The sequence below is a fragment of the Marinobacter salexigens genome (assembly GCF_018860765.1).
In the GTDB taxonomy this organism is placed as follows: Bacteria; Pseudomonadota; Gammaproteobacteria; order Pseudomonadales; family Oleiphilaceae; genus Marinobacter; species Marinobacter salexigens_A.
Genome location: NZ_JAHKPV010000001.1, coordinates 786,927 through 803,227 on the forward strand (window position 1 = coordinate 786,927; position 16,301 = coordinate 803,227).

At 54.7% G+C, this 16,301-nt stretch carries 12 protein-coding genes; 2 read left to right on the forward strand and 10 right to left on the reverse strand.

The window, feature by feature from the left end; translation table 11 throughout:
* Positions 1-170: 170 nt before the first annotated feature.
* Genes KO508_RS03555 through folE form a run of 3 tightly spaced genes read right to left on the reverse strand, consistent with a single transcriptional unit; the run spans position 171 to position 1,612 of the window.
* Positions 171-608: a CoA-binding protein gene (locus KO508_RS03555; RefSeq protein ID WP_216006931.1), complete on the reverse strand. Its 438-nt coding sequence runs from the start codon at positions 606-608 to the stop codon at positions 171-173.
* Positions 609-643: 35 nt separating this feature from the next.
* Positions 644-1,018: a dihydroneopterin triphosphate 2'-epimerase gene (folX, locus tag KO508_RS03560; protein WP_216006932.1), complete on the reverse strand. Its 375-nt coding sequence runs from the start codon at positions 1,016-1,018 to the stop codon at positions 644-646.
* Between the two features lie 24 nt (positions 1,019-1,042).
* The gene (gene folE, locus KO508_RS03565) at positions 1,043-1,612 is read right to left on the reverse strand and encodes a GTP cyclohydrolase I FolE (RefSeq protein ID WP_216006933.1); all 570 of its coding nucleotides are present in this window, start codon (positions 1,610-1,612) and stop codon (positions 1,043-1,045) included.
* Between the two features lie 210 nt (positions 1,613-1,822).
* Between folE and KO508_RS03570 the strand changes: the two genes are divergently transcribed.
* Entirely contained in the window at positions 1,823-2,746 is a 924-nt protein-coding gene (locus KO508_RS03570; RefSeq protein WP_216006934.1) for an alpha/beta fold hydrolase, read from the forward strand.
* Here KO508_RS03570 and KO508_RS03575 read toward each other — a convergent pair.
* Positions 2,743-3,810: a GGDEF domain-containing protein gene (locus tag KO508_RS03575; protein WP_216006935.1), complete on the reverse strand. Its 1,068-nt coding sequence runs from the start codon at positions 3,808-3,810 to the stop codon at positions 2,743-2,745. The two genes, KO508_RS03570 and KO508_RS03575, sit on opposite strands and share 4 nt — an antisense overlap.
* Before the next feature lie 205 nt (positions 3,811-4,015).
* Between KO508_RS03575 and KO508_RS03580 the strand changes: the two genes are divergently transcribed.
* Entirely contained in the window at positions 4,016-5,098 is a 1,083-nt protein-coding gene (locus tag KO508_RS03580; RefSeq protein ID WP_216006936.1) for a patatin-like phospholipase family protein, read from the forward strand.
* A gap of 19 nt (positions 5,099-5,117) precedes the next feature.
* On the opposite strand, the gene znuB is transcribed toward KO508_RS03580, so the two are convergent.
* The 6 genes from znuB to KO508_RS03610 all read right to left on the reverse strand — a co-directional run bounded on the left by znuB (position 5,118) and on the right by KO508_RS03610 (position 16,299).
* A complete protein-coding gene (znuB, locus tag KO508_RS03585; RefSeq protein WP_216006937.1) occupies positions 5,118-5,942 on the reverse strand; it encodes a zinc ABC transporter permease subunit ZnuB in 825 nt (274 codons plus the stop codon).
* Positions 5,929-6,717: a zinc ABC transporter ATP-binding protein ZnuC gene (gene znuC, locus KO508_RS03590; protein ID WP_216006938.1), complete on the reverse strand. Its 789-nt coding sequence runs from the start codon at positions 6,715-6,717 to the stop codon at positions 5,929-5,931. Before znuC ends, znuB begins: the two co-directional genes overlap by 14 nt.
* Entirely contained in the window at positions 6,710-7,201 is a 492-nt protein-coding gene (locus tag KO508_RS03595; RefSeq protein WP_216006939.1) for a Fur family transcriptional regulator, read from the reverse strand. The genes znuC and KO508_RS03595 overlap by 8 nt, the downstream gene beginning before the upstream one ends.
* Before the next feature lie 76 nt (positions 7,202-7,277).
* Positions 7,278-7,736 (reverse strand): chemotaxis protein CheW, encoded by a 459-nt coding sequence (locus KO508_RS03600; protein WP_216006940.1) that lies wholly within the window; start codon positions 7,734-7,736, stop codon positions 7,278-7,280.
* 11 nt (positions 7,737-7,747) lie between these two features.
* Positions 7,748-8,800 (reverse strand): chemotaxis protein CheB, encoded by a 1,053-nt coding sequence (locus tag KO508_RS03605; RefSeq protein ID WP_216006941.1) that lies wholly within the window; start codon positions 8,798-8,800, stop codon positions 7,748-7,750.
* On the reverse strand, positions 8,800-16,299 hold the full coding sequence (locus KO508_RS03610; RefSeq protein WP_216006942.1) for an Hpt domain-containing protein: 7,500 nt from the start codon (positions 16,297-16,299) through the stop codon (positions 8,800-8,802). Before KO508_RS03610 ends, KO508_RS03605 begins: the two co-directional genes overlap by 1 nt.
* Positions 16,300-16,301: the final 2 nt, after the last annotated feature.

Genomic DNA, 16,301 nt, shown 5'->3' on the forward strand with positions numbered 1-16,301 from the left:
ACCCCTGGAAAGATGGGGTGCAGCAACCGTTTTACCAACGATCCGGTTCTTTGGGGTGATTGTTTCAATAAGTGCACCGTTTACCATTAACCCAACGTATTAGTGTATCGGCTGCGAATAGCAAACAATAAGTCAATTTTCGCTAAAGACACGCCCCATTGCATAGCAGTTCAAGCTCTAGAACTTACTGCGGAGATACCCAATCGCGGGATCTCTTGCTTCGGGCACCTGTCCATCACCACCTTTAGCCCAGCCGCTTCCGCCCGCCCGGCTCCGGCTTCGTTGATCACGCCAATCTGCAGCCATACCACCGGGATATTGAGCTCTATCGCCTGATCGATTACTGCGTCCGTGCGCTCTGGTGCTAGAAACAGTTCCACCATATCGACCGGTTCTGGCAAAGAGGCAATGTCGGCGTACACTGTCTCGCCCAGCACTTTTTGACCGGCAAGGCGGGGGTTAACAGGAATCATCCGGTATCCGTGGTGCTGCATATACTCCATGACCTCGTGAGAGGGCCTGTGGGTTTTCTCGCTGGCGCCCACAAGAGCAATGGTGCGAACGCTTTCAAGAATGGCGCGCATTTGATCGGGTTGATTGTTGGGCATGGTGATGGTCCCTATGGTGCGTTAACGGTATTGAATCAACGGTGCGCCTCAAGACACACAGACACAGATTCCGCATAGCGTAACGCGTGGGGCTTGTCGATTTCCACTTGCGCCCACTGCACCGCTCCGTGCTCCATAACGATATTGAGCACCTCGTGAGTCAGGCGCTCCAGCAGTGCAAAGCGGTTGCCGTCCACGTGACCAATAATCTGCTTGGTAATGGTGCGGTAATTGAGCGCCGCAGTGATCTCGTTACGGTTAATTGCCTCTGTTGCATCGTAAGTCAGGCATACATTAATGATCACATCCTGCTGGTTGTTTATTTCCTCTTCCTTGATGCCTATGTAGGCACGCAGCAGCAAATCCTTTATCTGTACTCTTGCCTTGTGGTCGCAGGAAACTTTTGTCATGCCGCCTCCAACAGGCTATCGCGATTAGCGATTGCCGCTGATTAAATTGAAAAACTCTGTGCGTGTTGCTTGAGATTTGCGGAACTGGCCCAGCATCATCGAGGTTTTCATTTTCGAGTTCTGTTTCTCTACACCACGCATCATCATGCACATGTGTTGGGCTTCGATGACAACGGCGACACCTTTGGCACCGGTAACGTTCTCAACCGCTTCAGCGATTTGTCGTGTGAGGTTTTCCTGAATCTGCAGGCGGCGGGCGTACATATCCACAATGCGTGCAAACTTGGACAGGCCCAAAACACGGCCTTGGGGCAGGTAGGCGATGTGACACTTGCCGATAAACGGCAATACGTGGTGCTCGCACATGCTGTAAAGCTCAATGTCTTGCACCACAACCATTTCGTCCATCGTGGATTCAAAGACAGCGTTGTTAACAAGGTCGTTGAGATCTTGCTGGTAACCTTGGGTGAGGAACTGCATGGCTTTCGCGGCGCGCATGGGGGTATCCTGCAGACCTTCACGGTTGGTGTCTTCACCCAGCCCGTTGATGATGGCGCGGTAGTGCCCCGCGAGGTCGTCAAGGAGTTTGGTCATAGTGATATCCGGTTCTCTTAATGGTGCGGAGGTGGGGTATAAGGGCCAAAGCTTAAGTGAATTTGCCCTTTATCTCTACGATTTACGACCATAGGCACGGAAAAGACCGCTGACTGATAGTAGTTTAAAGGTCGCTGCTATGCCGTTCTGGTAGGAGGGGCGGGGTTGTTCTAAAGTCGCAGGCGATGAAGGCGTTATCGGGGACAAGGCATGGACAAGCACAAATCGGGTACTCGGGACCGAGTAGCCTCTGGTTGCGAGGTGATTGCACTTGAAGAATGGCAACAGGGAGGTAAGTGGTTTACCTACGAGGGCCATGCAATATTCAGCCGTATGGCGGGGCAGGGTGAGCCACTGCTCCTGATACATGGGTTTCCCACGGCAAGCTGGGACTGGAATCGGCTATGGCCCATGCTGCTACAGAACAACCATTTGCTGGCTTTGGATATGCTTGGGTTCGGGTTCTCCGATAAGCCCCGCAAGCACGCTTACAGTATCGAAGACCAATCAGATTTGATGCAAGGGTTGCTGGAAGGGCTTGGGCTCAAATCGATACACCTGCTAGCCCATGACTATGGCTGCAGTGTTGCCCAAGAACTGCTGGCCCGTGAACAGGAAGGAGTCTTGCCCTTCGAGATCGCCAGCGTCTGCTTTTTAAATGGGGCGCTGTTTCCTGAAGTGCACAATCCTCTAATGATTCAGAAGTTACTGCGTAGCCCCTTGGGTGGGTTGCTCGGTAGGGGGTTGACCCGGCGCAGCTTCGAACGGAGTTTTCTAAAGCTCTTTGGCAGCAAGAACCGACCAAGCCCTCAAGACACAGACGATTTTTGGCATCTGCTAACCTATAATAATGGCCGCGGTATCTTGCACCAACTTATTCACTTTATGGAGGAGCGCCGGTGCCACCGCCACCGTTGGGTGTCGGCGTTGCAGAATGCCAAACAACCCATGCGCCTTATTTCAGGCGCCGCAGACCCTGTATCGGGCGCGGCCACGGCCCGGCGTTATCAGGAGTTGATTCCCGAACCCGATGTGGTGCAGTTGATGAATGTCGGGCACTACCCGCATTTTGAGAGCTCTTGGGAGGTGTTTGCCGCCTACAGGGAGTTTCGCAAGCGCAAAGCGGGACACTAACTTGCTACCGGTGTTGGGGGGGTACCTAAGCTTTGGTGGTCTGATGGCGGTTGGTTGGTGGCGCTGACAACCTGATTGCGCCCGCTTGATTTAGCCTCGTAAAGCGCCTGATCGGCTCGGTTCAGCCACACAGACCAGGTCTCGCCCTTGCTGACTTCTGCGATACCGGCACTGGCGGTCACTTTAATGTTCTCAAGAAACGGCCGGGCATTGATGCTAGTCAGCAGTTGGTGTGCAAGAAGGTTGCACTCATGCTGGTTGGTTTCAGGTAACAAGATCATGAACTCTTCACCGCCGACCCGGAACAGTCGATCGCTTTCCCGAAGACGTTTGCGCAATCTTAGAACCATCTCTTTCAACACCTTGTCGCCCGCGAGGTGTCCCCATTGATCGTTAATGAGCTTAAAGTGATCGAGATCCAGTAGAATCAGGCTCGACAGCCGTTCATAGCGTTCACGCATCTGGATTTGGCTATTCAGAATATCAGCCAATTGCGATCGGTTGAGGCACCCAGTTAGTGGGTCGGTGGTTGCCACGCGGCTCAGTTCGTTCTGGAGCTTCCCCACCAGCCAAGCAAAAATCATAGAGAACACGCAAGTAAGGCCTAGCGAAAAGGTAATACGCCAGAAATCGGTCTCGGGAAATTTCAGGAAAGAAACCACAGCCATAGTGGTGACAAAAATGATGTTGCTGGCAATGGCTTCCCGTAGAGGCAGCAAGAAAAAAAGCGCGGATGCCGCCGGGTAAGCCCAGTACAGGCCTGAATGCCCGTTAATAGCTGTTGAATAGGCGGCACTCACAACGGCGAGCAGCGGGAATAGTCTGCCTTTTAGGAAATAGGTGTCACGCAGTCGCAACAGGGCGATCACAGCAAGTGCGTTAACACAGAAGAGGATTAACAGGCCGGAGAGTAGAAAATGATGGTGCTGCCATTGCACTACAACAAGCGGAGCCACGGCAATGAATGCCCACAAGTGCAGGTGGTATACCAGTTGACGTTTGAAACCAAGCACGGCGAGGGTTGGGTTAGTGGATGAATGCTCGATAGAAGAAAACGTGTTCACAGAACACTCCAGCTAGGTGTTGTTAAGTCGCCCCGCGTCTGTGACCGGGTCTGTTTCCGAGTTTAACATGGGTAATCCTTTGTACATCTGAACTGTTTGTTTATTGGTAGTATTAGTGTTGTTCAGTTGGCCCCGTATGACCACTCCGTTAAAATATTCTTGTTATCTGGTTATCATTCATGCCGAACCCTGATGGGAAACCCTTATGACCGCCATCCACACTCGCGCTCCCGCACTTACTATCCGGGCGGGTCGACGAACCCTGCAGCGGTTACAGGAAAAGCCCCTAACGCCGGATGATGTACACGTAATACCCGGAGCAGCCGGTGGCCCCAAAGCTCTCGGTCTTAGTGGTTTGGACAAGGCTATTTTCGGTGACTGGCTACCTCGGGTTGAGCAAGAGCGCTCTTTGATCGGTTCGTCTATTGGTAGCTGGCGGTTTGCGGCTATTGCCTCTTCGGACGACCCGAGTGCCCAACTGACCCGGCTAGCGGAGCTGTATACATCCCAAAGGTTTGCGAAAGGTGTCAGTGCTGCCGACGTAACTCGTCAAAGCACTTTGTTTCTCGATGAACTGATCGGTGGGCGGGAGGATTATATCCTTACGCATCCCTGGTATCGCTTGAACGTGGTCGTTGTGCGCAGTTTGGGCATGCTGGAGCCGGATACTAGAGCCCGGCTAAGCTTTGGTTTGATGACTGCCATCGGAGCCAACGCTGTAGGTCGGCGGCATCTGGGGCGATTTATGGAGCGTGGGATACTTCATGACGCCAGACTGAAGGCGCCATTGTCGCCGTTGTCTGACTTTCGCAGCTACGAAGTACCCTTGAGCCGCGAAAACTTGCTGCCTGCCCTTCTTGCATCTGCATCCATTCCTATGGTGATGTCCGGTGTTCGGGATATTCCGGGGGCCCCGAATGGTATATATCGAGATGGCGGGCTGCTGGACTACCACCTTGATTTGCCATACGAGCAGCCGGGCGTGGTTCTATACCCGCACTTTACCAACCGCGTGGTACCCGGGTGGTTTGATAAAACGCTGCCTTGGCGCCGTGGAGATGCAACTCGCTTGCAGGATGTACTGCTAGTGGCACCTTCCACGGACTATCTGGAGCGCCTACCGGACGGCAAGCTGCCAGACCGTAAGGATTTCGAAACCTACTTAGGAAATGACAGCGGTCGGGAACGCGCATGGCGCAGAGCCATTGCCGAGAGCGAGCGCCTGGGAGACGAGTTTCTTGAACTGCTAGAAACAGGCCGTCTGGTGGATGCCCTTCAGCCGTTATGACGGCTGGGCAGCTCGCTGCTCAGGCAGAAGGGCGCGCTGATAACTGGCCAGCGCTGCCATAAACGACTAGAAACGTAGCGAAAGCTGTGACTACAACGGAGGGGCCTGCTGGCGTGTCCAAATGCCACGACAGGCTTAGACCACCTGCCACAGCAATAAATCCGAACAGGACCGCTAGGGCCGCCATTTGTTCCGGGGTATTGGCCAAGCGGCGTGCCGTGGCTGCCGGAATAATCAGCAATGCGGTAATCAGTAGAACCCCCACCATCTTCATGGCAACCGCAATCACGATCGCAAACATCAGCATCAACAGCAGGCGCAGGCGCTCGACAGGTATGCCTTCCACCCGGGCCAACTCTTCGTGGATAGTGCTCATGAGCAAGCCGCGCCAGAGAACGGTTAGCAGCGATAGAATCAAAACAGCACCGCCGTAAATCCACAACAGGTCGTTGCGGGTCATGGCCAGTAGGTCGCCAAACAAAAGGCCAGTCAGATCGATCCGCACGCTCGGCATAAAGCTGAGTGCAACCAAACCGATGGCCAGAGCGCTGTGGGCGAGAATGCCTAAAAGTGTGTCGGTTGCGAGTGTTTTGTTGCGAGAGAACAGCATCAAAGCCATGGCCAAAATTACACTGGTAATGATCACCCCGAGATGCAGCGGAACACTGATCAAAAAGCTCAGGGCTATTCCCAGTAATGCTGAATGGGCCAGAGTATCTCCGAAATACGCCATTCTTCGCCATACCACAAAACAGCCCAAGGGCCCCGCGATCAGCGCCACTCCTAGGCCACCAATAAGCGCCCGCCAGAAGAAGTCATTCAGTAGCGTATCAATGATGCTCATGGCTACACTCCTCATGCCCGGTGGCTGAATGGGATGTGCCCGAGCCAACAACGTTACCGTGCAGGTCATGACTGTGGTTGTGATGGTGGTGGTACACCGCCAGCGAGTCGGCCACTGGTCGGCCAAAGGTTTCAATAAACGCCGGGTCGTGCGAGATGTCCGCGGGATAGCCGCTGCAGCATACGTGTTGGTTCAGGCAGATAACCTTGTCGGTAGCAGCCATAACCAAATGCAGGTCGTGGGATATCATGATAACGCCACAGTTAAGCTCGTCTCTTAGCTGGCGGATAAGATCGTAAAGCGCGGCTTGACCGTTGATATCAACTCCCTGAGCTGGCTCATCAAGCACCAGAAGGTCGGGCTTGCGCACCAAGGCTCTGGCCAGCAGAAGACGCTGTTGCTCGCCCCCGGACAAATGGTGCACCGATGCTTTGAGTAGATGGCTAACGCCGGTTCTTGCCAGTGCAGACTCACACTCTGCAAGCGACTGGCCACTGAGCAACATAAAACGTTTGACGCTCAGGGGGAGGGTTGTTTCCAAACTTAAATGTTGGGGCACATACCCGATAGCCAGATTCTGTGCACGCATGATACGACCGCTGGTAGGTACCTGTATGCCCAGAATGGTTTTGATCAACGTGGTTTTACCCGCACCGTTGGGGCCGATGATGGTAATGATGTCACCCCGGTGCAGCGATAAATTCACCCGATCAACAACCAAACGGTCGCCAAACCTCACAGTAAGGTCTTCGATAGCAACCAGAACTTCACTCATGATGCTGGTTCGCCTGACAACCGGGGCACAGACCTGCTACCTCCAGTGTTATTGCTTCGGGTTGAAAGGCTTCAGCTCTGGCGGCATTCTCGATGGCGGTGGTTACAGATGATTCCATCAACTCGAGTACGTTGCCGCAGGCACGGCAGATAAGGAACATCCCAGTGTGGTGTTCACCGGCATGAGTGCAGCCAGTGAAAGCGTTGAGGGATGCTATCCGGTGCACCAGACCGTATTGCTGAAGAAAATCCAGAGCCCGGTAGACCGTTGGTGGCGCAGCGTTATGGCCCTCGGAGGTCAGCTTTGCCAGCACGTCGTAGGCACCGAGCGGCTTGTGGGATTGCCAGATGAGTTCCAGAACCCGCTCGCGCGTGGGCGTTAGGCGGGCATTCTGTTGTTGGCAAATGGCTCTGGCTTCAGCCAGCGCCTGACTGACACAAGCATCGTGGTTGTGAGGGCGGTACGGGAGCGCGCGGGAAGGCATAATCGGAATCCTGCAAGGTTTGCAACATTATAACATTTGCAGGTGCCCAGATGCCAAGACGACAAATACCCAGAGTTTAGGCCAAAGATTCACTGGCAAGGGTTTCAAGATAGTCTAAATTGGGGATCCAAGCTGTTTCGCCATCAACGTCTACCAGCATTAAATCGGCAGGCCCATTTTCAGCCTCGAGTTGTTTGATCTGCTCTTGCCCAATTCGAACTTGGCTGGGAATGCCCTGAGTAATCAGAGCCAAAAAGCGAAGCTTTTTGTTGGAGCTAACGCTGTTGAGCACCAAAATCCGACCACGGTTTTCACCGGGTACAGTCAAATAGCCGCCATTGGCCGCGTCGTAAGAGATAACCGGTAAGCTCAGCCCTCGCCAATCGAGGTAGCCTGCAAGCCAGTCGGGTGCTCCGGTGCCAGCATCGTTGCTGGCATAGTCCACCACCTCGGCAATGGATACGTTAGGCAGTAAAAGCTGTCGCCCGCTCACGGGTATCATGACGCAGGAGAGGGTTTGGCTGTTCTCGTTCATTGCTTGTGTCCTCAGGCGGAGCCCCGTTTCTGCCTGCCTTTGAGCAAGCAGGATTCTTCGATGGTTTTAACCAGTTCCCGGGCCAGCTGTTCGGGTGTACCGCAGAAGGTGGTACAGCCTGTGGCAGCGACGGAATCCGGCATTGAGCTGTTGCCACAACTGGTGCTTTCTTGCACCCAGATTCGGCTTCCATAAGCTTTTAGTAAAGGTGCTGCGATTGCACCATCATTACCCATGCCGGAAAATAGGATTGCATGGCAGTGAGCGCCATAATGATCGGCCGTATTCAGTAACACCTTATCAATAGAGGGGCTATAGGGCCCGGGCCAAGGTGTGTCCTGTTCTTTTAGTACACCGGTCGTATCAAACTTCCATTCGTGCTCAACCGGCATCAGCACCACATCACCATTCTTCACTCTGTAGTTCTCTTCCGCATGCCGCAGCTTGTAATGGGCATGGCGGCCAAGCACCCGGGTGAGTACCTCGGCAAAATTACCGTCAATATGCTGGGCGTACACGAAACCCACTGGCAGGCCCGGCGGCAGTCTGTCGAGAAAAGCTTTCACCGCGGCAGGGCCACCAAGCGAGGCAGATAACACCCAGATTTCATTGGCCACAGAGCCGGGAACCGCCGGTGTGAGCCACTTTGGCAGCTCGGATGATACCGGGCTTTCCGGAACCCGCACCTCAAGTTCTTCGATGCTGGCTTTGGAGTCCAGCTGGGCAAGATCCCCCAATTGCTGCTCGAGCTTGCCCAGTAACCTCCGCTCCCAGCGAAAGTAATCTGTGGTGCCAGAACTGGGAGCTTGGTCCAGCCCGAACAGAACCGGCGCTTCGGTATTCTCCAGAAGGTAGTCAAACAGCGCCGGGTGGTCTGCTTCATCTTCCAGTGTTACCAGCCAGAGCCCGGCTTCCGGGAAGTCGGGGTGGCCCTGCAACCGCTCCGGGTCTCCGGAGAAACAAACATCAAGGCCGAACTTGGCGGCAGCTGCCTGCAGTCGATGCCGCTGCAGGACAATGTCCGACACGATTCCAACCTGAGCCCGACCGCTTTGGCCGGCCATTACTGCTTACCGGTTAGCCGTTCAATGGTCTTCAGCAACTCGGACTCCTGGAACGGTTTACCGAGATATTCATTGACGCCGATAGCCAGTGCCCGTTCACGGTGCTTTTCGCCGGTTCGGGAGGTGATCATGCAAATTGGCATATCGCGCAGGCTGTCATCGTGCCGCACGAAGCTGGCAACCTCAAAGCCATCCATACGCGGCATTTCAATGTCCAGAAGCATGATGTCCGGCTTGTGATCCTGCAGTTGCGCCACCGCATCCAGACCATCTTTTGCCGTGATAACTTCCATACCGTTACGTTCAAGTAGGCGCGAGGTCACCTTGCGCACGGTAACCGAGTCGTCCACCACCATGACAACGGTGGGCCGTTCTTCAAAGCGGGCGGATTCCCGAACTTTTTCCAGTTCGGTTAGACGCTGGCGCTCGGACAATATATCGGAACGAATCATGGCCGGCAGATCAAGAATCACCACCACGTTACCATCACCCAGAATGGTGGCACCGGATACGCCTCGAACAGTACCGAATTGTGGGCCTAGTGATTTAACAACAATTTCTCGGCTGCCCATCAGGTTGTCTACCTGAAGTGCCATGGGCTGTTCTGCACCACGAACCAGAATCACCGGCAGCGGCAAGGCTTGGCCCTGTAGTTTGGGGTGGTGGTCGCTGTTCAGCAGGCTGCCCAAATACTGCAAGCGGTACTCCTGACCTGCGTATTCGTACATGGGGGCATCCGGCTTGTAATATTCCTCAAGCTCGTACGTGCTAACCCGGACGATACCTTCGATGGTGTTGAGCGGGATGGCGTAAAAATCTTCACCCGTGGATACCATCAGGGCCCGGTTTACCGAAACGGTAAACGGCAGTCGCACAGTAAATACAGTGCCCCGGCCAACCTGTGACTCAATGTCCAGACTGCCGCCAAGTTGTTTGATTTCACTGGCCACCACGTCCATGCCAACCCCGCGACCGGAGATCTGGGTGACATTCTGCGCGGTCGAGAAACCGGGTTGTACGATAAACTGGAGAATCTCACGTTCGGAAAGATCTTCATCCTCACGCAATAGCCCCTGACGAATAGCTTTATCTCGGATGACGTCAGAAGGTATGCCAGCACCGTCATCCACCATGCGCAGGACTACATCGCCGCCTTCGCGGGCCAGAGATAAGGTAACTTCGCCTGCTTCCGTTTTACCCTGCTTCTTACGATCAGCTGGGCTCTCGATACCGTGGTCGATGGCGTTGCGCAACATGTGCTCCAGCGGCGCAATCATACGCTCCAGAATGTTGCGATCCATTTCGCCTTCGGCATTGCGAACATCAAATTCAACTTTCTTGCCCAATTCGCCACTGATCTGACGCACTATCCGGCGTAGGCGCGGGACCATGGAGGCAAACGGAATCATTCGGGTCTTCATCAGACCTTCCTGAAGTTCGGTATTGATACGAGATTGCTGAACCAGCAGCGTTTCTGTATCCCGAACCCTGTCAGCCAGCGTCTCGCGCAAATCCGCAAGGTCTGAGGAGGATTCCGTTAGTGCCCGCGATAACTGCTGGATGGATGAGTATCGGTCCATTTCCAGCGGATCGAAGTCGTCCCCATAATCCGGGCCATGTTCTTTCTCGGCACTGAACAGGATTTGTGCCTCAGTTTCGATTTCCATCCGGCGTAGCTGTTCACGCAAACGCTCGATGGTCGCGGCCATTTCATCCAAGGTATGGCCGAAATCACTGCTTTGCTGTTCTAGTCGGCCACGGGTAATACTGGTTTCACCGGCCAGGTTAACCAGTTCATCCAGCAATGGTGCGGACACCCGTATGGTTTCCTGAGCGGCACGCTGGGCGTCCGCCGCTCTATTTCGAGCCTTAGTTCGGGCAGGCTTGGGAGCCGGTTTAATCTGAACCTCCGGCTGTGCCGGAGGTTGAACCGCAGGTGCCGCTTCGGCCTCGGGTTCAATAGTTGCTGCATTCGATTCATAGCGCCCGCGTATATCCGCAACCAGCGCAATAATGCCATCGTGATACTCGGTAATGGCTTGCCACTGATTGTCATCGGGAGCCTCACCGCCCAGATTAATCAAGCGTGTCTCGAAACTGTGGGCCTTGTCACCCAGCTGGGAGAGCTGGGATAAACGGGCGCCGCCTTTCAGAGTGTGGAGTGCGCGCTGTGCTTCCTGATTGAAATGGCTATTGGCTGGGTCTTTGTGCCAGTCGGCAAGAAGCTGCTCCAACTGGTCCATGATCTCGCCAGCTTCTTCCAGAAATATCTCTAAAATCTCCGGATCGATGGCGTCTTGATCGGCACTTGCCTCTTCTTCCTGAGGCGCATCCTGACTTTCTGTGTCCAGTAACTGTGCGCTGCCGAACGCTGCAAGTAGGTCAGCCTCTGCTACCGGCTCCTTCCCTTGCGCCAGCTCATCAAGCATGGCCTTCAGGTTATCCAGCCCACGCCCGCTTAGAGTGAGCAGAAGCTTCTGGTTGCCCGGGGTCGACATGAGAAGATCAAGTGCGCCTGCCCAGGCTTCTGCCAACTCTGCAATGGGGTCAACATCAGACAGCCGGGCGCCACCTTTGAGGGTGTGCAGTTCTTGCTGAAGCTGCGCAGTGCCATTCATCGCTTGAGGATCGTCACGCCATTGGTCTAGGCATTCGCTGATGGCATCATGGATTTCATGGCCTTCAACCAGAAAAATGTTGGCGATATCGTTGTGTTCATCTTCGGCGTCAGCGTCCGCTGGCGTGATTTCAGGAACGGCTGTAGGAGTCTCAATGTCGGTAGACTCTGCTTCGGTGGGAACAGGTTCGCCACTGAGAATAGCCTCAACCTGATTCACCAAATCGACGGCGGGCGGGCAGGGCTTTTGGGTTGCAACTTGCTCAACCATTTGCGCTAGACGGTCGTGACAGGCAAACAGTACGTCGTTCATGGCACTGCTGGCTTCTAGCTGGCCTTCGGCCACTTTCTCGAATAGATCTTCGAGCACGTGGGTTAGGTCACCAATGGCCTCAACGCCAGCCATGCGAGCGCCACCCTTCAGGGTGTGAACGTCGCGCTGAAGTTCTGCGGCAACTGAACGATTAGATGGATCCTCACTCCAGGTGTGCAGGGCACTGCCTGTTGAATTGATTAGGTCATAGGCCTCTTCAAGGAAGATGCCGATGAGTTCTGGGTCCATGTGTGAGAGATCGGTTCCGACCTCTTCCGTTTCCGGCGCTTCTGTCTCTTCAAGCTCCAGCATCGGCGGCAAGACATCATCGGATTCGATGCTGTTCGGCTCAACGGGTAACGTCACATCTGTAACTGGCCGCGAGCTGTCAGTGTTATCCATGTAAGCGTGGATTTCACTGATGAGATCCGGCGCAGGGTGCGGCAGCTCTTTGGCATCCAGGCTGTCCACCATAGCTGCCAACCGGTCATGGCAACGGAATAGAAGGTCTGACAACTCTTCGTTAACAGACAGCCGTTTTTCGGTTAGCCCTTCAAACAGGTTTTCAAGTTCATGGGCCAAGTCGCCCACTGCTGAAATATCGGCAAGGCGAGCGCCACCCTTCAAGGTGTGAAGGTCCCTCTGCAGCAGGCGCAGTAGGTCTAGATTGCCGGTAGCTTCGCTCCAGCTCTGCAGGGCTTCCGCCGTGCTGTTGATGAGTTCCCGCGCTTCTTCAAGGAAAATCTCTGCGAGTTCGTCATCCAATTCACTGTCAGAGACTTCGGCATCGTCGTCATCTGCCCAGTCGGTTTCAGGAAGAGGTAGATCGGACGTCGACTGCGGCTCTTTGCTGGTTTCATCAGCAACAGAGCGATCAAGCTCGTCCATGTCGAAGCTGAGGTCGATTTCTTCCAGATCTTCTGTGAACTCTTGGTCGAAGGCGCTCGTACTTTCGTCGGCTTCGGAAAGAGATGCGGTCAGTGCTTCAAGCTCGGTCACCAGTTCATCGCCAGATTCGGTGGCCAAACCTGCGGCAACCTGATCCATCATATTGATCAGATGGTCGTGGGCGTTGCGCATGGTTGCGAAGAACGGTTCATCCGGTGTTTCGTTCCGGGCGGCGACGGTCACGTAAACTTCTTGCAAGGCTTCTGACAAAGCTGCGACATCCGGCAGCCCAGCGTCCGATGCAGAGTCGGTAAGCTGTGTCAGCTCTGCTGTGAGGCGCTGAAGCGGATTCTGGTCTTGAGGGTTTTGTGCCCATTCCGCGAGAATAAGATCGGCATCGAGAACGACGTCCAATCCTTCATTTAGGAATAGCTGAACCAGCTGAGAAGGCGCCGGTTGGGTACTACAGCTGGTATCTTCGCTGTAGCTGTGGAGTGTGTCGTTCGAGATGCGCTCCAGCTTTTCCAAAAACTCGTCGGTGCCGGGCAACGAGGCTTGGGGTTGCTTGCGTATCTGGGCCAGTCCTTGTGTCAGGAATTCGCAGGCCGCTTCAATCAGCGAAAGCACGTCACGGTCGGCGCGCAGATTCTGGGCGCGGGACTCTTTTACGAAGCGTTCAAGCGGCGCAATAACCGCTGCAATAGGCCCTATGCCTGCTGTATGCGCGCTGCCTTTGAGAGTATGCAGTGCCCGTGACAGGTTATCGGTGTAGGACACGCTAATTTTGTCGCCAGCAGATACCAGAAACTCTTTGAGGGTTTGCAAATGGGTCTCTGTTTCGCTCTCGAAGATATCCAGTAACACCGGATCGGCAGCTTCATCCTCCTCGTAGTGCTCGGCTTCAGTGTCTTCTATTTCAATCGAGCCAGATACGCCATCGACGTCGGCGACAGGCATGGTGCTGGCATCCGGGATTTCGCCGTTCGCAAGCGCTTTCGCTCGCGCCTCCAGACCTGAAGTATCAAACGAAGGCGGCTGATGGTTTTCAAAATCACTGACCAGAGCCGGGAAAACTTCGGTGGCGTCTTCCAGCAGACGAGCAATGTCGTCGTTCATGAAGGTACTGCCGTCGATCACACGGTTCAGTAGGTTCTCTACCGACCAGGCAAGCTCTCCCACAACCAGAGCACCGACCATACGGCCGCTGCCTTTGAGCGTGTGATAGGCACGGCGGACTTCAGCAAGTGCGCTACGGTCATCGTGTTGGCGTAGCAGCATGGGCAGGTATTCACGGATGGTATCCAGAACCTCGCCCGCTTCTTCGACAAAGATCTCCAGAATTTCGTCGTCGATCAAGTCGTCCTGTTGTTCCGAACTGGCAGCTACTACTGGCTCGGGAGGAGTCTCAACAACGGGCATCTCATGCAGGGTTTCATTGGTTTCTGGCGCTTCAGCCTGTTCGCCTTCGCTGCGGCGGGTTGTTGCCATGGCTTCGCCACGCTCAATCAACTCGGCAACGTCCCCCGTGGTTTGGCCGTCGCGGAACTCATGAATCAACGAGGGAATGCGAGCATTCGCTTCATCAATGTATGAGAACAGGTCGTCGTTAGGCTTGATGCTTTGATCAATGACTCGGTTCAGTAGGTTTTCCACCGACCAGGCAAGTTCGCCAAGGCTGGTAGCGCCAACTAAACGACCACTGCCTTTGAGCGTGTGGTACGCGCGGCGGACCTCGGTCAGTGCCGGACGGTCGTCGTGGTTTTGACGGAGACGCGGGTAAAATTCGTAGATTGTCTCCAGGACTTCTTCGGCTTCTTCTACGAAAATGCCGAGAATTTCGTCGTCCAAAAGTTCTTCATCGGAGCCTTTGGTTTCGGGTTGTTGCACTGTGCCACTTGCGATGGCTGCATCTTCAGCCGTAGCAGGCTCTACAACTGGTATTTCTTCCGCTGCGGGCTCTGTGCCCCAGGTGGGTTCCTCGCCTACCGGGAAGCCAAGGCTTGCAAGGCTCTCTTCTGCGATGCGCAGAATATCTTCGTTATCACTGATGCCTTCTGCCAGTCGCTCAAGGTAGTACTCGATACTGGTGATTGCATCGGCAAGGGTGTCGAGCTGCTTCCAGTCCGGAACGTGTCGGTCACTAAGCAGTACATCTGAAATGTAGCGTTCAGCAGAGGCTAGCATGCTGGCCACGCGCTCCAATGGCACCAAGCTCAGGCCGCCACGAATGCTGTGAAGCAGGCCGGGAACGTGTTCGATTTCCCGAACGTCCCACTGGGAGGCAATAAAGTTGATGACCGATGACTTTACCTGCTCCAGCGTGTTGCGGGATTCCCTCAATAGCGCACTGCTGGCCTCGCCGAGCTCGCGAGAACCCTGAGTGTCTGGTAGATGATCAATGTTGCTTTCGGAAGACTCCGGTTGCCGGTCACTGTCGAGCCCGGCAAGGCTGGCTTCCACGTAAAGTAGAGCCCCGGCTATGTCCATCATGGTGCCGTCATCGACTAATTCATTCTGGACACTCAGTTTTTCTATAAGCTCGATTTGGTCGGTAATAACCTTTCGCGGTATACCTAAGCCCAGTACAGCGAGCGTATTACCCACCTGCACCAAGCCGGGAAGAAGGTCTTCAAGTTCGCTATTTTGGCGCAGCTCTGACCGCACAAACAGGTCTAGCTGGTCTTTAAGTTTGGCAAGCTCTTCGTTGAGCGCGCTGACAACAGAGTGAATCGCTTCACGGCCTGGGCCGGAGACACGGTTTCGGGCAGCGACCACATCGTCGTCAGACGGCAGGGCCTCGCCTAGCTGGTAGCGGTTGCGTAGATCCCGGACGTTTTCGGAATCCAAATCCCGCGCCCGTGCCACGTAATAGAGCAGGTGCTTGAGCAGGGCATCGGGCGCTGGCTGCGCGAGAATGTCTGCGTGCTCATCGGTAAGGCGGCGGATTTCACTATCGAGCTCCCGCAGCAGGGATTTTACCGCTGCGTTAACCGGGTTGGCTTTTGCCTGAAGAGTTTCCACGAAGGCAGCTGCTGCTTTCCAGAGTTCCCCACGCGGAGTTCTCTGGCACAAGCGAATCAGTCTGTGGATAACCTTTTGTAGGTATGCGAACTGGGCGTCGAGATCTTCTTCGCGAACAATACCCGCAAGCGCAAACTGGTACATTTGCCGAAGCTTGCGAATATGGCCAAGCACCGTGGGATCCTGCAGCCGCTGCGAGACACTGCTCGCCACCTTCATGCGTGAGGGGGCCAGATCGGGCTTGAACAGCGACGTGTCTGAAAGCAGGGAATCACCGCGTGCTGCCCGGAGATCGTTCAGCAGAGGTAGCAGCACCATGGGGAAATCATCTTGGCTACTGGCCAGATGCTCCAGATACTGTGGAAGCTGCAGAATGGCCTGCATCAGTACCGCAACGGCTTCGTCCACGCTGGTGACGCTGTTATCCAGTACCGCCTGAGTGAGCTTTTCCATTTCTTCGGTCAGCAGGGCCGCACCGTAAAGCTCAACCATCTGCAGGGTGCCATGCACCTGATGGAGATAATTCAGGCAGAAGCGCAGGCGTGCCGTGTCGTCACGATTTTCGACATACGCTTCAAGCGCATGCTGACCTTGGGTCAGCGTGTCCTGTATTTCGCCCCGAACCCAGTCGAGGGCGATGCTGTCATGGTGATTGCCCATAA

Coding starts and splice junctions, on each gene's coding strand:
- folX (WP_216006932.1), bottom strand. CDS start 1,018: ATGACAAAAGTTTCCTGCGACCACAAGGCAAGAGTACAGATAAAGGAT.
- KO508_RS03580 (WP_216006936.1), top strand. CDS start 4,016: ATGACCGCCATCCACACTCGCGCTCCCGCACTTACTATCCGGGCGGGT.
- folE (WP_216006933.1), bottom strand. CDS start 1,612: ATGACCAAACTCCTTGACGACCTCGCGGGGCACTACCGCGCCATCATC.
- znuC (WP_216006938.1), bottom strand. CDS start 6,717: ATGAGTGAAGTTCTGGTTGCTATCGAAGACCTTACTGTGAGGTTTGGC.
- KO508_RS03595 (WP_216006939.1), bottom strand. CDS start 7,201: ATGCCTTCCCGCGCGCTCCCGTACCGCCCTCACAACCACGATGCTTGT.
- KO508_RS03600 (WP_216006940.1), bottom strand. CDS start 7,736: ATGAACGAGAACAGCCAAACCCTCTCCTGCGTCATGATACCCGTGAGC.
- KO508_RS03570 (WP_216006934.1), top strand. CDS start 1,823: ATGGACAAGCACAAATCGGGTACTCGGGACCGAGTAGCCTCTGGTTGC.
- KO508_RS03605 (WP_216006941.1), bottom strand. CDS start 8,800: ATGGCCGGCCAAAGCGGTCGGGCTCAGGTTGGAATCGTGTCGGACATT.
- znuB (WP_216006937.1), bottom strand. CDS start 5,942: ATGAGCATCATTGATACGCTACTGAATGACTTCTTCTGGCGGGCGCTT.
- KO508_RS03555 (WP_216006931.1), bottom strand. CDS start 608: ATGCCCAACAATCAACCCGATCAAATGCGCGCCATTCTTGAAAGCGTT.
- KO508_RS03610 (WP_216006942.1), bottom strand. CDS start 16,299: ATGGGCAATCACCATGACAGCATCGCCCTCGACTGGGTTCGGGGCGAA.